Raw genomic sequence first — 20,536 nt, 5'->3', positions numbered from 1 at the left:
ATGCCTGCCACTTTCTAACATCCAATGAAGCCCCCCCTGTGGGAGCGGTGTTGCCCATAGATGTGGGACAATGCCCGCCACTTTCAGCCATGCCCGAATCGACCACACCCATGACCGCCCCCCGCCCCCCAAGCCTGCGCGCCAAAAGCCTGCCCCGAAGACCCTGGCCACGGCCGTCGCCCCGAAGGAAAAGGCCAACCTGCACCCGCGCAATCGCCATCAGGGTCGCTACGACTTTCCGGCGCTGATCAAAAGCTCCCCGGAACTGCAGAAATTCGTGATCATCAATCCGTACGGCAAGGAAAGCATCGACTTCGCCAGCCCGGAAGCCGTGCGGGTGTTCAACCGGGCGTTGCTCAAGTCGTTCTATGGCATCGCTCACTGGGACATTCCGGCCGACTACCTGTGCCCTCCGGTGCCAGGCCGTGCCGATTACGTGCACTTCCTCGCCGACCTGCTGGCCAGTGGCAATGACGGCGTGATCCCCCGTGGCGCGGCCGTGAAGGTGCTGGATATCGGCATGGGCGCCAACTGCGTGTATCCGCTGATCGGTTACAGCGACTATCGCTGGCAGTTCCTTGGTTCCGATATCGATGCGACCGCCATCGCCGCGGCGAAGGCGATCATTCAATCCAATGGCCTGAACAAAGCGATCCAGGTACGCCAGCAGAGCAACCCCAAGCAGATCCTCACAGGCCTGCTGGAAAGCGCAGAGCGGTTCGACCTGACCATGTGCAATCCACCATTCCACGCCTCGCTGGACGAGGCCACACGGGGTAGCACGCGAAAATGGCGAGCCTTGGGCAAGGCCGATCCGAAACGCAAGCTGCCAGTGCTGAACTTCGGCGGGCAGGCGGCGGAATTGTGGTGTGAGGGCGGGGAAGTGCGTTTCGTCACGCAACTGGTCAGCGAAAGCGTGCAGGTGGCGCAACAAGTGCTGTGGTTCAGCACGCTGGTGTCGAAGGCGTCGAACCTGCCGGCGATCCAGGCGGCTCTGAGCAAGGCCGGCGCGCTGGACAGTCAGGTGGTGGAAATGGGTCAGGGACAGAAACAGAGCCGCTTCGTCGCCTGGACCTTCCAGACCAAAGCGCAGCAACAAGCCTGGCGTCAGGCACGATGGTCGAAGTCTACAGCCGAGTAAAAAGTCAAAAGTACAAAAAAGCCGTGTCAGGGTGACTCCTGTACACGGCTTTTTAACAAGCCTTAGCGGTTAACCGTGAAGCTCAGATCTGTAATCACAAACTGCCTGGACTTTGCGAGCAACTTCGACAACAGAAAAGTTCAGACATCTCCGTTTCATCGCTTTGTTGCTCGAACAATTTCTTTGAACGCACAGGTACGCGCTTCCTTGCTATCGCAGTAATACTGACCAAGCCATTCTTCCCACGGCCCATTGGTATCAATACTTACGATAGTTCCTTCTCGCTTGTATCTCATATCCAACTCACCTCCATGTTGCAACTTGTAACCACAACGCAGAATTTCACCGGCAACAGTGCCGCCTTCGGCCGCTATGCGAGGAGCGAATATCGCCAACTCGAACTCACCTGCCGGTCCACGCCCGGTTTGCGAAACACCGTACCATTCCCCGTCGCCACTTGCTGTCGGGGCTTTATAGGCACCGGCCGCCAACTCCTTGATGTCAGAAGGGCTTGGGCAGTACTCGGTAACATTGGCCAAGGCCTGGCCGGACACCAGAAACGATACGCACATCAACAACTGTTTAACTTTCATAATAACGTCCCTGTGACGAACAACTGAAGTTTGGTTTTGGCTTTTTTACGCAAAGCCCAGCGCTACGCCTTATTGATACTACCGACCCAAGGCGCACACTCAACTATCAGTTCTGTAGGAACGTTCGTTATATACAGAGAGAAAAGTATTATTCAGCGCAAACGGCTATCTCTGTCAGGCGCACGAGTAACAACTACTTCCCAACAAAGGGATTATTCCAAAAATTCACCTTGCGTAAACCGTTACAACGCGCACAAAAAAACCGTGCCCGGATCGCTCCGGTGCACGGTTTTTTTTAACAAGTCTTACTTGTTGACAGCGTCGGTCAGGCCTTTGGCCACAACCAGCTTGATCACTTTCTTGGCAGCGATTTCGATGGCAGCGCCAGTCGAAGGGTTACGGCCAGTACGGGCAGGGCGCTCAGTCACTTTCAGCTTGCCGATACCTGGCAGAGTGATTTCGCCGCCGTTTTCCAGCTGATCGGCAACGATTTGGCCCAGTTGGTCCAGAGCGTTACGCGCGGTGGTTTTCGGCGCGTCGATAGCTTCAGCGATGTCGGCGATCAGTTGGTCTTTAGTAAGAGCCATTTAGTGTTCCTTCCCTATCAAATTCATATGGATTGCAGAGTGCAATGTCAGCCATCGAGCCCGATCTTCTGGATCTGGCACCCTCGGCCAAATAACCTCGGGATCGGGGTTATAGATACCGAAATCAGGGTTTGGTTCGACCTGACAAATGCTGACTGCACGCTTAACGCAGTGACTTCGCGCAAGACCGGGCAAAGCTAGCACACAGCCGTGGAAATATCCGCCTCTAGCTACCCATTTGGTCAGCTTTATTGCGCTAAAACGGGAAAAAAACGCATAAGCGCCGTCGGTCGCCTGCCAATTGCCCTTCGCACCGCGCCAAAACCAGCGGTTGCGGTACACTGAGCGCTTTTTCGGGGAGCACGCCCTCCTCTCTTCATTCAGCCGAGAAGCCCATGCCGATCCGTCATTGCATCGTCCACCTGATCGACAAAAAACCCGACGGCACACCTGCAGTTCTCCACGCCCGTGACTCTGAACTGGCCGAGTCCGCGGCCATCGAGAACATGCTCGCCGACCTCAACGAAAGCTATAACGCCAAACAGGGTAAAGCCTGGGGCCTGTTCCATCCTGAATCCGGCGCGTTCCCGTTCAGCGGCTGGCTGAAGGAGTACCTCGATGGCGGCCAGGACTTCACTGCGTTCAGCCGCGTGGCGGTTGAGCATCTGCAAAAACTGATGGAAGAATCGAACCTGTCGGTCGGCGGCCATGTGCTGTTCGCACATTATCAGCAAGGCATGACCGACTACCTGGCCATCGCCCTGCTGCACCACAGCGAAGGTGTGGCCGTGACCGATGAACTGGACGTGACCCCGTCCCGTCACCTGGACCTGGGCCAATTGCACCTGGCGGCGCGGATCAACGTTTCCGAGTGGCAGAACAATAAACAGTCCAAGCAGTACATTTCGTTTATCAAAGGCAAGAACGGCAAAAAGGTTTCGGAGTATTTCCGCGACTTCATTGGCTGTCAGGAAGGCGTCGACGGCCCCGGTGAAACCCGCACCCTGCTCAAGGCCTTCAGTGATTTCGTCGAAAGCGAAGACCTGCCGGAAGACGACGCCCGCGAGAAGACCAAGACCCTGGTGGATTACGCCAGCAGCCAGGCCAAGCTCGGTGAGCCGATGGGCCTGGAAGAACTGTCGGGGCTGATCGACGAAGAACGCCCGAAGGCCTTCTACGATCACATCCGCAACAAGGATTACGGCCTCTCGCCGGAAATCCCGGCCGATAAACGCACCCTGAACCAGTTCCGCCGATTCACCGGCCGCGCCGAAGGCCTGTCGATCAGTTTCGAAGCACACCTGCTGGGCTCGAAGATCGAGTACGACGAAGAAGCCGGTACGTTGATAATCAAGGGCCTGCCCACTTCGCTCACCGATCAGCTGAAGCGTCGCAACTGATGCTCGGCGGCGTACTGAAGAAATTCCTGCTGATCCTGCTGGTGGTCGTGGCTTGCCAGAACTGGGGCAAGATCGAGCGGGCGCTCAACCCTTCGCAAGTCGTGCCTGCACAGACGCAGACCCAGGCCAACGTTGTGCTCTACGCCACCGAATGGTGTGGTTACTGCAAGCTGACCCGGCGCTTTCTCGATCAGAAAGGAATTCCGTACAAGGAGTTCGATATCGAGAAGGATGCCGTCGCGCGCGGAGACTATCAGGCGCTGGGCGGCGGCGGCATTCCAATTATCGATGTGAACGGAACCCTGATTCGCGGGTACGACCCGGATGCGATCCTGGCCGCCTTGAAGTAGCTCTGTAGGAGCGAGCTTGCTCGCGATGAATCCGAAAACACCTCGAAGAACCTGGCTCTCCGCGTCTTCGTTGACGACCATCGCGAGCAAGCTCGCTCCTACAAGAGATCATCTGACAGCTTCGATGCGGAAGCCCAAGCGCGGGAAGTGCACATGCACCACGCCGCCACGCTCGTCCTCGCGTCGTACAATCAGCTCTTCGCGACCGGAAAATAATAACTCCCCAGCTACCGGATCAACGCCGTAGTCCGTGGCCGCAATCACTACCTGTTGCCCCGCCGTGAACCCGTTGGGATCGACGAACTGCTCATCCGGCAATGCCGCTGGCGTGGACGCGCGCGCCACTGCCAGAGCCTCCTCGGAACTCATCTCGCTGGATGCACCATGACCGAAGCCCAGTACCCGCGCATGCCACGCGGCAACTGCCGGGTAAGCATCCACCAGCGGCGCAGTGACCGGCGTGGCCTTGAGAAACCAGAGGCTATGAGCCAGGGCAAAGTCGGCAATCGACGGCTCACCGAAAAGGAAATCTCCCTCTTCGCGCTGCAACTGCAACTCCAGCCGCGACATGATCGTTGGCCACTGGTGCTTTGCCTGCTCGGCGGCCAGCCTGGTCGCACTACCACCACTGAACAACCTGGCACGGTCGGCAATAAACGCCTTGATCGCTTCCGGCGACAACTTGCCAAAGCGCACCGCTATCGATTCCGGCTGGAACACCAGGCTGACCGCATGCTGGAACACCACTGAGTCGGCCCAGGCTGCAAACGTCGCGGTGATCATTTCCTGACCTTCCGGGAAAAACGCCGGCAAGGTTTTTTCCTGCTCCAGTCGTCGGGCAATCAATGCCGTATCGCAATAAATATCCGCACCAACCTGCAGCACCGGGGTCTTGCGGTAGCCACCGGTCAACGCCGTGAGATCCGGCTTGGGCATCACTGGCGAGATATTTACCGAACGCCATGACAAGCCCTTGAAGCCCAGCAGCAGGCGGGCCTTCTCGGCAAAGGGGGACGTCGGGTAATGATGCAGAATCAACTCGGACATGCTCGGCTCCGCCGCAAGGATCAGGAATCCGCAGCTTAGCGCGCAATCACCTGGCAGCCTACAGGTCCGCCTGATGGGAACTGATCAGTCAGAGTGATAAGTCAGAGGCGGCGCTCACTGCGCTCGCCACCAGGCATTCCTTGGCGCTCTTTTTGAGCTTTTTGATCAGCCGTTCCTGACGCAACGCATCGCTTTTGTCGCGACAGCGTTCGGTGTAGACCAGGGCCATGGCCGGGCTGGAAAGAAAGAATCGCGCACCCTTGCCGCTTTGATGCTTGGCGAAGCGACGCACGGGATCATCGCTGATCCCGCAATAGAGCGAACCGTTGGCCGCGCGAACGAGGTAGACGAACCAGGTTTTGTTCGCGGGGGTGTCGGCGTCGACACTGCTTTCGCTGAGGGTGGTCACGTAACGATCAGGGCTTGAAGGAAAACAGGCCGCGATCTTATCAGCGACTGGCCTGGAATGCCTTCAGGCCTTTCAATGCCTGCGTGCGGACAGCGTTTCTCACCAGCGGCGTCCAGCCCAACAGCAGGCCTTTGAAACCCAACGCCTGACGTGACCAGGTCCATAGATCGAAACTGTCGTGGTGCTCACAGATCTTGCCGTCACGGAAGACAAAACGCGCCTGGATATCGTTGACCACGGTGTTGCCGGTCTGGCTGAACAGATAGGTCGCGACCCAATGGGCACTACCGGTGCGCTCGTCGGCGCGAACATGATCGAAGGTCAGGGAAAAGTCCTTGGCCCGAGTGGTCAGCATGCGCCACATGTCACCGGCATCGCGACCGCGAAGCTCGCCGAACGCCGGGTCACTGAACACCACATCATCGGTGTAGCAGGCCGCCATGGCTTCGGCATCCAGGCGCTGGAAAGCCTGGTAGAAACGGGTGATCAAGGCGCTATGGGCTTCACTCATTTGCGGGCTCCCCTGGATTTGCATAATGGTGTCGAAAGTTTGCCTGCACGATAGTCTGCAAACGCATCGAACACTATCGGCATTCATGACGAAAATGACGCGATGACTATTCTCGTCATTTCAGTACGACATTCCGTTGTCCCGGGCGTAGGAAAAAAGATCGACGTCCGTGGAAATCCCCAAACGGTACATGGCCATGTTCTTTTGTTTACTGATGGTCGACACGCTTCGTTTGAAGTGAATGGCGATTTCGCTGACGGTCATGCCCCTGGCAAGCATTCGAACCACTTCGTGCTCCTTGGCTGACAGTGGCGATTCGTGCAACTGATGGCCGGCGTTGGTCAACAGCGCGCGCAGGGACTCGCTGAGGTAGCGATGCCCTTCCTGCACAGCATTGATTGCCAGAGGCAGATCAGTCGCCGATGCGGTTTTGGCCACGACGGCCATCACCCCTTGAGCCAGCGCAGCCCTCGCCGTCGCCACGCTGGTAAACATTGTCACCAGAATGATCGGCAAGGCCGGGTAATGGCGTTGAATCGTACTCAACATTTTCAAGCCATCGGCCTGCCGCCCTCCCGGCATGGAGAAGTCAGTGATCAGCAGGTCGCAGGACGTGCTTGAAAGCAGACTCATCAGGCTGTCGGTACCGTCGGCCTCGCCGACGATCACGCATCGTCGACTGGCGTTGATGAGTATGCGCAGCCCGACACGAACGACGGAATGGTCGTCAGCAATAACGACTCGCATTGTGGGATACCTCCTGCTTGTGGCGCAAAGGCGCGGAAAATAGCGCCGTTCATACCCCTTCCACAACGCCCCGAAAAAGCCTCTGACGTCGCATCCTCAATGTATTCAATGGGCTAACTCTTTGCCCATCCAACAAATAGATGATCCCTACATTGCAGCGCGATAAAGACTACGCAAGAGGACTACAACCAAAGAACTCCCTCCGTTAGAAAACGCTATGTAGTCCGCAACACTCTTTCATACACACCCCTCTCTCTTTTCGTATTTATTGCATTCCTCCCGCCTTATCTGCTCGCTAAGTTGTGGCCTGCCAAACAGTCCGTCGTCCCCGTACAGAACTGCGCTCACTCAGTGCCTGGCTATCGAATGCATGAACATGACACCAGTGCCCCCCTGCGTACTGCACTCCTGCTCACGGAAGCCTTGCGTTGTCTGCATTGCGAGCCATGCCAACGGTCTTTTATCCGGGAATTTTCATGAGAGACATCAATACATCATTTTTCAAGCAGGTGCGCCGCCTGACCCATACGGGTATCGGTGCGTGTGCGCTGTTATGGGCCGCACAGGTCCCCGCCGACGGCATGGTGCCCGACACGTCCGTGGTCATCGTCAATGAAGCCAGCGGGGAAACTGCTGTATCCGTGACCAACACTGACGCCAGCCTGGCGCTGCTACACGTCACCATTGAAGACATTCCCGAAGACACCGAGCCATTGGTGTTCGTGACACCACCCTTGGCACGTGTTGAAGCCTCCAGGACACAGCTGGTGCGCTTCATCCTGCAATCAGAAAAGCCCCTGCTCACCCAGCGTTTGAAGCGGGTGATTTTTGAAGGAGTCCCCCAAGGAAAATCTGCTCCCGAGGCCGGGCATGCCCGTGTGGGTGTGACGGTGCGCCAGAACCTGCCGGTCATCCTTCACCCCGCAGGCCTGGCGCCGAACCGCACACCATGGACCGACCTGAAATGGTCGCTGCAGGATGGTCAACTAAGCGTACGCAACGAAACACCTTATGTCGTACGCCTGGCTCAGGAGGTACAACTGCTGCCTTCCGGGAGCAGTGCCACGCTACCAAGGACCTACGTGCTGCCCGGTGACCACATCAGCGTTCCGGTCCCCACAAAGGCTGCCACCCAGGTTCGAATTCATCCCGCGACCGTCTATGGCTTTGCCGTGCCTCCCTATGACGCACTGCTCACCCCCCGGAACCGACACCTCCAATAGCGCCGCGCAGGGAAAAACAGGAGGCGACATTTCATCGTGACGGCCTGATTTGCCGTCGCTGCAAACGCAACGCAAACCGTCGTGGATCAAGCCGGCGCCGCGCCATAACCCAAGTGAAGCTCATGAACACCGTATTGAAATACCGTGATGGCGTAGCCATGCCTGCGATTCGGCCGGCCAGCATGCCCCCGCACCTGTCGCGAGTCCGGACCGGCATGGTGTTGCTGCTGAGCAACGTGCTGATCGGGCTCGAAGCCAATGCCGAAGACCTCAATGCTGCTTCGCTGCAGTCTTCGTTCGACCAGAAAATGCTCAGTCAACGCGGTATCGACCCGATTCTCGCAACCCTGCTGCTGGCCGCTCCGAGCTTCACCGCTGGCCGACATCCGATCACCCTCACGGTCAATGGCCTGCGTCGTGGCCGGGTGGACGTCACGTTCAACCAGGAGGGCAGCTTGTGCTTTGACCGTGTCCTGCTCGATGCGGCAAACCTGAGCGTGCCCCCGACTCCGGCCAACGACAAAGGCTGTTTCGACTTACTCGCCACCTGGCCGCAAACCGGAATCGAACAGGACCCGGCCAACCTCGGCCTGTCATTGATAGTACCCACCCAGGCGATACGTCCTGCGGTCCGGGATATCTCTGGCTACCAGACCGGTGGTGTCGCCGGGTTATTCAACTACGACATCAACAGCCTTCACAGCCAATACGGCAGTCAATCGAACCGCTACCTCTCAGCCAATACCGAAGTCGGCTTCAATGCCGGCGACTGGATTGTGCGCAGTCGTCAGGTGCAGACCTGGCAGAACGATGTGTCCAGCACCACTCACCTGGCGGCTTACGCCCAGCGCACCTTTGCCAGCCAGGAGACGGTGCTTCAAGCGGGTCAGATCAATCTCTACAACCCGGTACTGGCCGGCGCGCAGATCACCGGCGTTCAGGTCATGACCGAACAGGCGCTCCAGGTCGAAGGCCAAAGCAATCCCATCGAAGGGATCGCTCATGGCCAGGCTCAGGTCGAAATTCGCCAGAACGGTTCGCTGATCCACTCGACAGTGGTGCCGGCAGGACCGTTTTCCCTTGGCAACGTACGCCGGCTCGACAGTCGCTCCGATGTTGAAGTCACCGTAAAGGAGGCGGATGGCAGCGAGCAACGCTTCACGGTCCCCGCCGCCCTGCTCGGCGTTGGCCTGCCGGCTCCCGGCTTTTCGTTGGCCGCCGGCCAGGTACGCAGTCTCGGCGCGGCACAGAGCGGCGCGCCCTGGGTGATCAGCGGCGGCTGGAGCGGAGCACTCACCCCGAATGTCCTGCTCAGCACCGGCGCTACGGGCGCCGCCGACTACCGCGCGGCGGGCACAGGCCTGAGTGTGTTGCCAGCGGCCGACACACAGATCCAGACCACCCTGCAAGCGACCGACACCAGCACCCGCCAAGCCGCCAGAGGGCTTCAGGCCGACCTGAACATTTCGCAACGCATGAGTGAACAGTGGTCGATCAATGCCGGAACTTCGCACCGGACCTTCGGCTATCGCGAACTGTCGGAGGCCGTGTTCGATACTCAAGCGCAGCGCAGCCAGTCGCGCTACCGCGATCAGCAGAGCCTGTCGCTGGCCTGGTCACACCCCGGGCTTGGCGCGTTCAGCAGCGGCTTCAATCGTTCGACGACATTCGACAGCCAGAACAGCAGCCGCGCCCTGGCGTCCTGGGGCACCCGGATCGGCGGAGTGTCGGTGTCGGCCACGGCGCAATGGCAAGTCAGTGGCACCCAGCGCAGCGACGACAGCGTTTACCTGAGTTTCAGTATTCCTCTAGGTGAAAGTCGCCGGGCGCGCACCTGGGTACGCAGTTCCGCTGGCGAATACCACAGCGGTGTCGGCTTGAACGAACAGGTAAACGACCAGTTGAGTTACCGGGTCGGCGTTGAGCACGACACGCGAGACAAACAGGTGCAGTCCTCGGTGGGGGTTTCCTTGCTGCCGCGCTACAGCCAATTGGACCTGAGCTACACCCGCTCCGATGCCGAACACTCCAGCTACCAGATTGGCGCGCGCGGCGGCGCTGTGCTGCACGGCGACGGCTTGACGTTATCGCCATACCCCGTGCGGGACACCTTCGCGCTGCTCTCGGTAGGCGACGCAGGCGCCATCAAAGTCTCGACCCCCAGCGGTCCGGTCTGGACCGATTGGCAAGGTCACGCCGTGGTTCCTCACTTGAGCGCCTATGGTCGCAGCCGGGTAGAAGTCGACACCCGCTCGCTGCCACGCAACCTCGATATCAACAACGGACTGGCCGTGGTTTCCGCCGGGCGCGGGGCCGTCGACAAGGTCGAATTCGGTGTCACGTTGACCCGTCGTGCCTTGCTCAAAGTCACCACGGACAACGGTGCCCCCCTGCCCCGTGGCGCGACGGTCAGCAGCGCAAACGGTGAGTTCGTCACACTCGTTCAAGAAGGCGGATTGGTGTTTTTGCCCAACGCCCTGGACACCCGAGACCTGTGGATAACCGCACCGGGACTGGAGCGCTGCGAACTGCGTTTCGAACTGCCGGCCAAGGCCAATACCCAGGTGTATTACGAGACCGCCACCGCCCAGTGCCGAACACTTTAAGGATGCCCCCATGAAGCTGTCCCACCCTTTACGGTTAACACTCGGCACCCTGATGTTGAGCGGACTTGCGCCTCAGGCCTGGGCGCTCGCCGATGAATGCCTGCTCACCCTGAGTCAGCCGGTGCTCGATTACGGCTTGATGAATCGGGCAATACGCGGCGATGCCCCCGCAGAGCGAACCCTGGGCGAGCGCCGCCTGAGTCTGAACCTGAACTGCCCGCATTCCACCGACATGACCCTGTTCTACCGCGCCATGGCCGCGACCGCCGAGCGCTTCCGCTTTGCTGAACGCGGTAGCTATGCAGTGCGCATGGGTGACGCCGTACTCGATGGGCAACCGGTGGACCTGGGCCTGATTTCCGCCATCGACCAGGTACCCGAAGAAACCGCTTCGAGCCTGCTTTGGCGACCGCAGCAGGCAATCGTTCCGGTTCGGGGCGGCGTGGCGGTGCAAGGTCAAAGTCTTTCGGCGCAACTGAAACTGACAGCCTGGGCTCCGGAAAAAGCGTTGCAGGTACGCGATGCCATTGTCTGGGAAACCACCGGTCTGTTCGACGCAGTCGCTACGGGCCATTCAAGGGAGATAACCCTGCGCGCCAGCTTTGCGCCCGCCGCGTGCAAGGTGGAACTGTCCAATGGCGGCCTGGTGGATTTCGGTCGGTTATCGATAAACGACCTCAACCCCGACAAAGGCACCCGATTGCCTCCCAGGGATTTGACCCTGCAGGTTGGCTGCGACGCCCCGACGCAATTTGCCCTGGTCATGCATGACAACCGCTCAGGCACGGCGACGGTCAACAGCGAGATTTACTACGGGCTGGGTGTGGATAACCGCAGCAACAAGATTGGCCTGTACTCACTGAATGTCGACCCCGCCAATGCCAGTGCGGACAGCTTTGCCCGCGTGTATCGAACCGACTCCACCACCCAGGGCGTGGCCTGGAGCACCTCCAGCTCGAACCCCATACCGATCGCCCGGAAAAGCTACCTGGGCTTCACCAACAATGCCGGCAGCAGCGCAGGGCCGGCCTCGATCCAGAATCTCACGACCACAGTGACGGTCGATGCCGTCATTGCTCCCACCGCGAGCCTGGACCTGAGCGGCGCCGTTCACCTCGATGGCTCGGCGACGATCGAAATGCTTTACCCGTAACACCCACCCTGCCTTGTTGAACCCGAGGTGCAATGACGTGCCCCGGGGCATTCAAGGTCAACAACAGTAGCAAGGAGTTTCACCCATGAAAAAGTACTTCGCAGCACTCGCCACAACGGCACTGATCAGCGCGGCTCCTTTTGCGCTCGCAGTGTCGAGCACTGACCTGACGGTTACAGGCCTCATCACGCCAGTCGCTTGCACGCCGACCCTCTCCAGCGGTGGTGTCATTGATCTGGGCAAAATCTCGGCAGGAGACCTTTTACCGGATCAGAACACCCTGGTCAGCACTGATCCACTTCAATTGACCGTGACCTGCGATGCAGCAACGAAGTTCGCAGTGAATCCAATTGACAATAATCCCAATACGGGCCTTACCGGTTCGTTCGGCCTTGGCTTGGGAAATGAAGGCGAAGAGCTGGGCTTCTATCACCCCAGGGTCATTACGGTCATGGACGGTGCAACCGAGCTGGACCCGATCGAGTCAGCCGACGATGGAACAACCTGGGCGAAAGCAGATTCGGCAAAACCTGGTTACCTCTTGTCCGTGGCAGCACTCGGCGAAACGGACCCGGCCAATGCACAGAACGTCACTATCGACTTCGCGATCGATTCCTACATCGCCCGCGCTGATTCGCTTGACCTGACCGACGAAATCGACATCGACGGTTCCGCGACCCTTGAAGTGAAGTACCTGTAAGGAACAAGGTGCTGGACCGTCCGCGGTTCAGCACCATTACGGCCCACTGAAAAAAAGGATTTTATCGTTGAAGCCTATCCCCATCAACCTGGCAACGGCGCTGTTGTTGAGTACGACAATTTGCGCCCATGCGGCGTCAGTCGTTGAGCTGACGATCAACGGCACCCTGACGCCAATCGCTTGCACCCCGTCATTTTCCAACAACGGCCTTGTCGATTTCGGAAAAATCTCCCGGCAGGAGCTGAACGTCGACAAACGCACGCAACTTCGCGACGAGACACTCGACTTCAGCATTCACTGCAATTTGCCTGCGCGTTTTGCATTGATCATGCGGGACAATCGAGAAGGCTCGGCCATCACCAACAGTGAAATCTATTACGGTCTGAAGTTCGACGGCAGCGGCAACAGGATTGGCTTGTATTCGCTGCGTTTCGATCCCGTCAACACCGTAGTGGACGCTCTGCCTCAAGTGTATCGAACCGACTCCACCACCGGAGGGCGGGCATGGAGTGCATCCCGGTCAACCCCCATACCGATCGCTGCGCGAAGTTATCTGGGTTTCACCGATGTACCCGCCAGCACCGCAGGGCCCATTGCAATCCGGAACTTGTCCAGCCGGATCACCCTGCAAGCGGTCATCGCACCGACCTCGACGCTGGACTTGAGTGAAGACGTGTTCATTGATGGCTCGGCAACCCTGGAACTTGTCTATTTATAGATTCCAATCATGGCTGGATTTTCTCACTGCTGACCTGCACACACAGCGCCCGCCCGGCACCGAGGCCGGCGATGATCGCACCCAGGCCAATGACGCCGAAGATCCAGCCCCACAAGCTACAAGGTCACTTGCCAGGCCAGCGGGTCAGGCAGCAAGCCGCGATCTTATCAGCGGCTGGCGTCCACCCCGGCAACAGGCCTTTGAAACCCAGCGCCTGACGCGACCACTTCCACAGATTGAAACTGTCGCTATGCTCGCCAATCTTGCCGTTACGGAAGACGCAATGCGCTACATGTCACCGGCATCGAGACGTTAAAACGCTTGGTAGAACCGGGTGATCAATGCGGTTAGTGGGCCATACCGCTGTCGCGGGCATAGGCAAAAAGCTCGACGTCAGTACTGATGCCCAGGCGGAGCATGGCCATGTTTTTCTGTTTACTGATAGTCGACACACTGCGTTTAACCTGGTGGGCGATTTCGCTGACGGTCATGCCGTTGGCCAACATTCTGACACCTCCAATTCCTTGACCGACAGTGGCGATTCCTCCAGCTGACGGTCCGCGTTGTCCAGCAGTTCGCGCAGGGGCTCACTGATGTATCGCCGCCCCAGCCCCACCGCATTGATTGCCGCCGGCAGCTCGGACACCGAGGTGTTTTTCGCGACAATGCCCATCGCCCCTTGAGCCAGCGCCGCCCTCGCGGTGGCCACGCTGGTAAACATTGTCAGCAGAATCACCGGCATTGCCGGGTATAGACGGCGCAGGGTATTCAACATTGTCAGGCCATCGACCTGCTGCCCGCCCGGCATGGAAAAATCGGTGATCAACAGATCACAGGGGGTGTTTGAAAGCACATTCATCAGGTCGTCTACGCCATCGGCCTCTCCGACAATTTCGCATTGTCTGCTGGCATTGATGAGCATCCGCATTCCTACGCGAACAACAGAATGATCGTCAGCAATTACGACTCGCATTGAGGGACTTTTCCTACATGACTGCATGCCATGAAAGTAGCCCTGTTTTATAGCCACCACAACTCCCAGAAACAACCCTTGCTCCAAGCAGTTTCAGAGCCTTCAAGCCCCCAGGGCATTACTCCGAAAACAAAAAGATTAGTCCCACAGAGCAAAACAAATAGCCCTACGAAATCAGGGAAATTTCATGCCTGAATAGCCAAAAGCTTACGTAGCCCACAACACTTATTCGTACGCCAACCGACGCTTTCGTATTTGTTGCATTTCTTATCCTCACCTCGATGGATACATTGCGTCGCCCTTGAGCAGCCCGATACCCAACATCCCGCAGCCTTGGCCATCAACCTGAAAACGCTCATCGAGAGGAGCACACGACCATGAACAAACAACTGACGATACTGGGTACTGCCTTGTTGCTTGGCGCTGCCACTTCCGCCTTCGCCGCCTCCAGCACTGACCTGACCGTCACCGGCACCATCACCCCTGCTGCCTGCACGCCGAGTCTTGCCGGCGGTGGCGTGTTTGATTACGGGAAAATAGCTGCCAAGGACCTGAAGCCAGATGCTGCCACCCCACTCGGGCAAAAAACTCTTCAACTTACCGTGAATTGCGATGCGGAAACCCTGTTTGCGATTATGCCAGTTGATAACAGGGCGGAGTCCTCGACCTCTCCCGTCCGCTACGGGCTGGGTTTTATCAACGGAGATGAGAGGCTCGGGGAGTACGTCTTGAATTTTATGAACGTTATTGCAGACACTCCATCGGCAATACTGCAATCGAGCGATGGCGGGGTGTCATGGACTGATGGAAACACCGCTATTTATCCGGGCTATTTGGTTGCCTTTGGCGACAGCACCGGAATCAGAGTTCCCCACCCCCTGCAGGATGTCAGAGTGGATCTGCGCGTTTCCCCTTTCATTGCCCCAACCCAAAACCTCACCCTGACCGACGAAGCACAAATCGACGGCTCGGCCACCCTGCAAATCGTCTACCTGTAACTCAACTCAATACCGGGCAACGAACCTGCCGTTAGTTGCCCAATAAACCATTAAGAAAAGCCCAGTGAACATTCACCACCCTGCCCTCGCGACAGCGCTGCTGATCGCCTGCGCCCCCCTGTTTCCACCGCTCAGCGCACATGCCTGGCGGTCAACGGCTTGATCAATCAACGAGACACGTCATGAAGAAGATTTTCAAGTTTGCACATCATTTGATCTACATCGGCTTTGGCGGCTTTGTGCTGCTGATTGCCGCCCAGGCCCAGGCTGACGGCATGGTCCCCGACACCTCCGTGGTGATCGTCAACGAGGCCGACGGCGAAGCCTCCGTGACCGTGACCAACACCGATGCCAACCTGGCCCTGTTGCACATCACCCTGGAAGACATCCCCGAAGACACCGAGCAACTGGTGTTCGTGACCCCGCCGCTGGCCCGGGTCGAAGCCTCGAAAAGCCAGTTGATCCGTTTCATCCTGCAATCGGAAAAGCCCCTGGTGACCCAGCGCCTGAAGAGGGTGATCTTTGAAGGCATCCCTCAAGGCAAAGCCGGCGCCGAAGCCGGGAGCGCCCGCGTGGGTGTGACGGTGCGCCAGAACCTGCCGGTGATTCTGCACCCCAAGGGCCTCAAGCCCAATCGCACGCCATGGACCGACCTGCAATGGTCGTTGAACAACGGCCAACTGACCGTCAGCAACGATACGCCTTACGTCGTACGGCTGGCCCAGGAGGTACAACTGCTGCCTTCGGGCAATGCGATGTTGCCAAAGGCCTACGTGTTGCCGGGCGAGAAGCTCAGCGTCGCGGTATCGACCCAGACCGCCAAACAGGTGCGCATCCAGCCGGCCACGGTGTATGGCTTCGCAGCGCCGCCGTTCGAGGCACCGCTCAAGCCCTGAACCACCGTAGAACCAGCGCCCCCAGGGAAGAGTGGGCGTGAACTTTCGGGATGACGGTCGTTACCGTCCCCGACGCAAGCCAGCGGCGGCAGTGGATCAAGCCAGCACAGCGGCAATGACTCAGTGAACTCCATGAACACCGTATCCAAATACCGTGATGGCGAAGCCATGCCTGAAAAGCAGGCTGTAAACGCTCGTCTGTCGACGCTACGCGCCAGTACCGTGGCGCTGCTGAGTAACGCGCTGCTGTTGCTCGATGCCCGTGCCGAAGACCTCAGCGGCGCGGCATTGCTGACCTCGTTCGACCAGAAAATGTTGACGCAACGCGGCATCGACCCGGCTTTGGCAACCTCATTGCTGCAGGCTCCGCGCTTCAGCGCCGGCAAGCACCCGATCACCCTCATCGTTAACGGCCAGCCCCGTGGACGGGTGGATGCGGCGTTCAACCACGAAGGTGAGCTGTGCTTTGACCGTGCCCTGCTCGACGCCGCCAACCTGGTTGAACCGGCTGCACCGGCCGACGGCCAGCGCTGTTTCGATGCGCTCGGCACCTGGCCGCAGATGACCATCGAACAGGACCCGGCAAACCTCAGTGTTAAGCTGATCGCCCCTACCGACGCCATACGGCCGACGGCCCGGGACTTCACGGGTTATCAAACCGGTGGCTTCGCCGCCTTGCTCAATTACGACGTCAACAGCCTGTTCAGCGATAACGCTGGCCAGTCGAGTCGCTACCTGTCGGCCAACACCGAGCTGGGCTTCAACGCCGGGGACTGGATCGTGCGCAGCCGCCAGGTGCAGACCTGGCAAAACGACGTGTCGACCACCACACATCTGGCGGCCTACGCCCAGCGGACGTTTGCCAGCCAGGAAACGGTGCTGCAGGCAGGCCAGATCAGCCTCTATAACCCGGTACTGGCCGGGGCGCAGATCACTGGCGTGCAGTTGATGACCGAACAGGCATTGCAAAGCGAAGGCCAAGGCTCGCCCATCGAAGGCATTGCCAGGAGCCAGGCTCAGGTGGAAGTCCGCCAGAACGGCTCGTTGATCCACTCGACGGTGGTACCGGCCGGCCCGTTCTCATTAAACGACGTGCGCCGTCTCGACAATCGTTCCGACGTTGAAGTCACGGTCAAGGAAACCGATGGCAGCGAGCAGCGCTTTACCATCCCCGCGGCCCTGCTCGGGGTCGGCTTGCCCGCCCCCGGTTTTTCCCTGGCCGCCGGCCAGGTACGCAACACCGGCGACACCCAGGGCAACGACCCTTGGGTGGTCAGCGGTGGCTGGACCGGCGCACTGAGCCCGCTGATGCAATTGAGTGCCGGCGCCACTGGTGCCACCGACTACCTCGCCGCGGGTGCCGGCCTGGGCTTGCAGCCCGGCAAGAACACGCAGATCCAGACCACCCTGCAAGCCTCCGATATCCGCGCCGGGAAACCTGCAAAAGGTGTTCAGGCGGATCTGGGCATATCGCAACGCGTGGGTGAACAGTGGTCGGTGAATGCCAGCACCTCGCACCGCACGTTCGGATACAGCGATCTGTCGGAAGCCGTGGCCGCAATCGAGTCCGAGCGCAGCCACTCCCGTAATCGCGACCAGCAAACGCTGGGGCTGAGCTGGTCCCCGCCGGGGCTGGGCGCTTTCAGCGGCAGTGTCAGCCGTTCGACCTCGTTCGACGGGCAAAGCAGCAACCGCGCGCTGCTCTCGTGGGGCACCAATATCGGCGGCGTCTCGGTTTCGGCCTCGGCGCAATGGCAAGTCAGCGGTACCCAGAGCAGTGATGACAGCGTGTATCTGAACCTGAGCATTCCGCTGGGTGAAACCCGCCGGGCGCGCACCTGGGTGCGCAATGCCGGCGGTGAATACCGCAGCGGCGTCGGCCTGAGCGAACAGGTCAACGATCAACTGAGCTACCGGGTCGGCGTCGAACACGACACGCGTGACAAGCAAGTGCAGACCTCCGCCGGTGTTTCGCTGTTGCCGCGCTACAGCCAGCTGGACCTGAACTACACCCGCTCCGATGCCGAGCGTTCGAGTTATCAGGCGGGCGCGCGCGGGGGTGCCGTGTTGCACGGTGACGGCGTGACGTTCACGCCCTACCCAGTGCGCGAAACCTTTGCACTGGTGTCGGTCGGCGATGCCGATTCGATCAAGGTCTCGACCCCGAGTGGTCCGGTCTGGACCGACAGCAAAGGCAACGCGGTGGTGTCACAACTGACGGCCTATGGTCGCAGCGCAGTGGAAGTCGACACCCGTTCGCTGCCGCGCAACCTCGATATCAACAATGGGCTGGCGGTGGTCTCCGCCGGGCGCGGCGCCGTCGACAAAATCGACTTCGGCATCACCCAGACCCGCCGTGCGTTGCTCAAGGTCACCACCGCCAACGGTGCGCCACTGCCCCGTGGCGCCACGGTGAATACCGAAGACGGCGAGTTCGTCACGCTCGCCCAGGAAGGCGGCGTGGTGTTCCTGCCGAACGTACTGGACAGCCCGACCCTGTGGATCACTGCACCGGGCATGGACCGCTGCCAATTGAGCTTCGAGCTGCCGGCCAAAGCCGATACCGACGCGTACTACGAAACCGCCGCCGCCCAGTGCCGAGCGCTTTGAGGATGACCGCATGAACCTGTCCCGCCCCTTGTTTCTGACCCTTGGCGCTCTGTCGCTGAGCACAATGGCACCGCACGCCTGGGCCTTCGCCAACGACTGTCAGCTCAGCGTGAGCCAGCCGGTACTCGATTACGGCTTGATGAACCGTGCGATCCGCGCCGACAGCCTGCCTGAACGTACGCTGGGCGAACGCCGCGTGAGCCTGACCCTGAGCTGCTCACAACCCACTGACATGACCGTGTTCTATCGCGCCATGGCCGCGACCGCCGAACGTTTTCGCCTGGCCGACCGGGGCAGCTACGCTGTGCGCGCAAGCCATGCGGTACTCGATGGGCAGTCAGTCGACCTGGGGCTGATCTCCGCCACCGGTCAGACGCCGGAAGCCACAGCGTCGAGCCTGCTGTGGCGGCCGGAGCAGGCAATCGTCCCGGTGCGAGCCGGTGCAGTTGCCAAGGGGCAGAGCTTTTCGGCACAGCTTGAATTGACGGCCTGGGCCCAAGAGCAGGCATCACAAGTGCGCGACGCGGTGGTCTGGGAGGCCACGGGTCTGCTCGATGCGGTCGCCGCCGGACGCTCCAGGGAAATCGCCCTGCGTGCCAGCTTCGCCCCTGGGGCATGCAACGTGAACCTGTCAAACGGTGGCCTGGTGGATTTTGGCCGAATGTCCAAAAACGATCTGAACACCGATAAAAGCACCCGCCTGCCGCCCAAGGGGTTGAACCTGCAGGTCGGCTGCGATGCACCGACGCATTTCGCCCTGCGCATGCACGACAACCGCACCGGTTCGGCGACGGTGAACAGCGAAATTTACTACGGCCTGGACGTGGACGGCCGCAACAACAAAATCGGCCTGTATTCGCTGACCCTCGACCCGGGCAGCGCCAGCGCCGACAGCTATGCGCGGCTGTTTCGAACCGACTCCACCACCGGTGGCACGGCCTGGAGCACGGCCAGCACGAGCCCGATTCCACTCGCCCAAAACAGCTACCTGGGGTTCACCGACCTCGCCGGCAGCACCTCGGGCCCTGTCGCGATCCAGAACCTCAGCGCCGCCGTCACGGTCGAGGCGGTCATCGCCCCCACCGAAAACCTGGATCTGAGCAGCGCCGTCCACCTCGACGGCTCGGGCACGATCGAAATCGTTTACCTGTAACACCCACCCCTGACGAACTGGAGGCCATCACGTGCCCGGGTACAACCAGGGAAAACCCCGAAAAAGGAAAAGAATGAAACATTACTTCACAGCACTCTCCGCAACCGCTCTGATCAGCCTCGCGCCTTATGCCCTTGCGTCTTCGACTGACCTGACTGTTACCGGCACCATCACCCCGCAAGCCTGCACTCCTGGTTTTTCCGGCGGCGGTGTAGTGGACTACGGCAAGCTCCTGGTCAAAAATCTGAACACCACTGAGCCCACTGAATTAGCAGATCGCGACCTTCAATTGAACCTCACATGTGGGGCGCCGAGACTGGTCGCACTGAGGGTCATCGACAATCATCCCTATCTGGATATTGCGAATTACACCTACTTTGGAATGAGATTGACGCCCGCAGGTGAAAAACCGGGGTATTTTTTCCTGAATATCACCCAAACACTGGCGGATGGGGCGAGCGCCCAAGCGATCTACTCAATGGATGAGGGGAGAACCTGGAAGAGCGCCTCAGAAATTTTCCGTGATGAACTGTGGTCGGTCAGCTCCACCACTGACCACACCAAACCGATCATGGTGAACAACGCGACGATGGATCTGCGGATAAAAACCGTGATCCATCCTACCGACAGCCTCACCCTGATCGACGACTTCACCCTCGATGGTTCGGTAACCTTCGAAGTGGTATACCTGTAGGCCTGCAACGCCGAACCCTTCGGTGCG

At 59.4% G+C, this 20,536-nt stretch carries 19 protein-coding genes and 2 pseudogenes; 13 read left to right on the top strand and 8 right to left on the bottom strand.

Annotation, left to right across the window (positions count from 1 at the left end; translation table 11 throughout):
* The first annotated feature begins 70 nt into the window (after positions 1–70).
* Positions 71–1,141 (top strand): 23S rRNA (adenine(1618)-N(6))-methyltransferase RlmF, encoded by a 1,071-nt coding sequence (gene rlmF, locus ACEN8Q_RS28595; protein WP_413704061.1) that lies wholly within the window; start codon positions 71–73, stop codon positions 1,139–1,141.
* Positions 1,142–1,296: 155 nt separating this feature from the next.
* Here rlmF and ACEN8Q_RS28590 read toward each other — a convergent pair whose 3' ends face one another.
* Positions 1,297–1,734, bottom strand: a complete 438-nt coding sequence (locus ACEN8Q_RS28590; protein WP_413428698.1) for a DUF3757 domain-containing protein — start codon at positions 1,732–1,734, stop codon at positions 1,297–1,299.
* Between the two features lie 305 nt (positions 1,735–2,039).
* A complete protein-coding gene (locus tag ACEN8Q_RS28585; protein WP_007905514.1) occupies positions 2,040–2,321 on the bottom strand; it encodes an HU family DNA-binding protein in 282 nt (93 codons plus the stop codon).
* Positions 2,322–2,716: 395 nt separating this feature from the next.
* Between ACEN8Q_RS28585 and yejK the strand changes: the two genes are divergently transcribed.
* Both yejK and ACEN8Q_RS28575 read left to right on the top strand, forming a co-directional pair.
* Positions 2,717–3,721 carry a nucleoid-associated protein YejK gene (yejK, locus tag ACEN8Q_RS28580; protein ID WP_057396732.1) on the top strand — a complete coding sequence of 335 codons (1,005 nt, stop codon included), beginning with the start codon at positions 2,717–2,719 and terminating at the stop codon, positions 3,719–3,721.
* A complete protein-coding gene (locus tag ACEN8Q_RS28575) occupies positions 3,721–4,071 on the top strand; it encodes a glutaredoxin family protein (protein WP_413428697.1) in 351 nt (116 codons plus the stop codon). The genes yejK and ACEN8Q_RS28575 overlap by 1 nt, the downstream gene beginning before the upstream one ends.
* 108 nt (positions 4,072–4,179) lie before the next feature.
* Here ACEN8Q_RS28575 and ACEN8Q_RS28570 read toward each other — a convergent pair whose 3' ends face one another.
* The 4 genes from ACEN8Q_RS28570 to ACEN8Q_RS28555 form a co-directional block, all read right to left on the bottom strand.
* Entirely contained in the window at positions 4,180–5,118 is a 939-nt protein-coding gene (locus ACEN8Q_RS28570; RefSeq protein ID WP_413704060.1) for a glutathione S-transferase family protein, read from the bottom strand.
* An 88-nt stretch (positions 5,119–5,206) separates the two neighbouring features.
* Positions 5,207–5,527 carry a GIY-YIG nuclease family protein gene (locus ACEN8Q_RS28565; RefSeq protein WP_413428695.1) on the bottom strand — a complete coding sequence of 107 codons (321 nt, stop codon included), beginning with the start codon at positions 5,525–5,527 and terminating at the stop codon, positions 5,207–5,209.
* Between the two features lie 40 nt (positions 5,528–5,567).
* Complete coding sequence (locus ACEN8Q_RS28560; RefSeq protein ID WP_413704059.1) at positions 5,568–6,038, bottom strand: nuclear transport factor 2 family protein; 471 nt, start codon at positions 6,036–6,038, stop codon at positions 5,568–5,570.
* A gap of 120 nt (positions 6,039–6,158) precedes the next feature.
* On the bottom strand, positions 6,159–6,785 hold the full coding sequence (locus tag ACEN8Q_RS28555) for a response regulator (RefSeq protein WP_413428693.1): 627 nt from the start codon (positions 6,783–6,785) through the stop codon (positions 6,159–6,161).
* 476 nt (positions 6,786–7,261) lie between these two features.
* On the opposite strand from ACEN8Q_RS28555, the gene ACEN8Q_RS28550 reads away from it, so the two are divergent.
* The 5 genes from ACEN8Q_RS28550 (at position 7,262) to ACEN8Q_RS28530 (ending at position 13,185) form a co-directional block, all read left to right on the top strand.
* Positions 7,262–8,008 carry a fimbria/pilus chaperone family protein gene (locus ACEN8Q_RS28550; RefSeq protein ID WP_413428692.1) on the top strand — a complete coding sequence of 249 codons (747 nt, stop codon included), beginning with the start codon at positions 7,262–7,264 and terminating at the stop codon, positions 8,006–8,008.
* A 122-nt stretch (positions 8,009–8,130) separates the two neighbouring features.
* Positions 8,131–10,614 (top strand): fimbria/pilus outer membrane usher protein, encoded by a 2,484-nt coding sequence (locus tag ACEN8Q_RS28545; RefSeq protein WP_413704058.1) that lies wholly within the window; start codon positions 8,131–8,133, stop codon positions 10,612–10,614.
* Positions 10,615–10,624: 10 nt separating this feature from the next.
* On the top strand, positions 10,625–11,767 hold the full coding sequence (locus tag ACEN8Q_RS28540) for a DUF1120 domain-containing protein (RefSeq protein ID WP_413704057.1): 1,143 nt from the start codon (positions 10,625–10,627) through the stop codon (positions 11,765–11,767).
* 85 nt (positions 11,768–11,852) lie between these two features.
* Positions 11,853–12,467 (top strand): DUF1120 domain-containing protein, encoded by a 615-nt coding sequence (locus ACEN8Q_RS28535; RefSeq protein ID WP_413704056.1) that lies wholly within the window; start codon positions 11,853–11,855, stop codon positions 12,465–12,467.
* Positions 12,468–12,534: 67 nt separating this feature from the next.
* Positions 12,535–13,185, top strand: coding sequence for a DUF1120 domain-containing protein (locus tag ACEN8Q_RS28530; RefSeq protein ID WP_413704055.1), 651 nt, complete (start codon positions 12,535–12,537; stop codon positions 13,183–13,185).
* Positions 13,186–13,309: 124 nt separating this feature from the next.
* Here ACEN8Q_RS28530 and ACEN8Q_RS28525 read toward each other — a convergent pair.
* Both ACEN8Q_RS28525 and ACEN8Q_RS28520 read right to left on the bottom strand, forming a co-directional pair.
* Positions 13,310–13,474 (bottom strand): annotated as a pseudogene (locus tag ACEN8Q_RS28525) (hypothetical protein); the annotation flags it as partial.
* 58 nt (positions 13,475–13,532) lie between these two features.
* Positions 13,533–14,158, bottom strand: a pseudogene (locus tag ACEN8Q_RS28520) (response regulator).
* Between the two features lie 377 nt (positions 14,159–14,535).
* On the opposite strand from ACEN8Q_RS28520, the gene ACEN8Q_RS28515 reads away from it, so the two are divergent.
* The 5 genes from ACEN8Q_RS28515 (at position 14,536) to ACEN8Q_RS28495 (ending at position 20,509) form a co-directional block, all read left to right on the top strand.
* Positions 14,536–15,156, top strand: coding sequence for a DUF1120 domain-containing protein (locus ACEN8Q_RS28515; protein WP_413704054.1), 621 nt, complete (start codon positions 14,536–14,538; stop codon positions 15,154–15,156).
* Positions 15,157–15,338: 182 nt separating this feature from the next.
* Positions 15,339–16,052 carry a fimbria/pilus chaperone family protein gene (locus ACEN8Q_RS28510; protein ID WP_413704053.1) on the top strand — a complete coding sequence of 238 codons (714 nt, stop codon included), beginning with the start codon at positions 15,339–15,341 and terminating at the stop codon, positions 16,050–16,052.
* 132 nt (positions 16,053–16,184) lie between these two features.
* On the top strand, positions 16,185–18,662 hold the full coding sequence (locus ACEN8Q_RS28505) for a fimbria/pilus outer membrane usher protein (RefSeq protein WP_413425795.1): 2,478 nt from the start codon (positions 16,185–16,187) through the stop codon (positions 18,660–18,662).
* Between the two features lie 10 nt (positions 18,663–18,672).
* Positions 18,673–19,815, top strand: coding sequence for a DUF1120 domain-containing protein (locus ACEN8Q_RS28500; RefSeq protein WP_413704052.1), 1,143 nt, complete (start codon positions 18,673–18,675; stop codon positions 19,813–19,815).
* Positions 19,816–19,888: 73 nt separating this feature from the next.
* On the top strand, positions 19,889–20,509 hold the full coding sequence (locus ACEN8Q_RS28495; protein WP_413704051.1) for a DUF1120 domain-containing protein: 621 nt from the start codon (positions 19,889–19,891) through the stop codon (positions 20,507–20,509).
* The last annotated feature ends 27 nt before the right edge of the window (positions 20,510–20,536 follow it).

The organism is Pseudomonas sp. Pseusp16, assembly GCF_047324915.1.
GTDB classification, from domain to species: Bacteria; Pseudomonadota; Gammaproteobacteria; order Pseudomonadales; family Pseudomonadaceae; genus Aquipseudomonas; species Aquipseudomonas fluorescens_CD.
The sequence above is the reverse complement of the archived record's forward strand: the minus strand, read 5'-3'. Positions and strand labels throughout refer to the sequence as shown.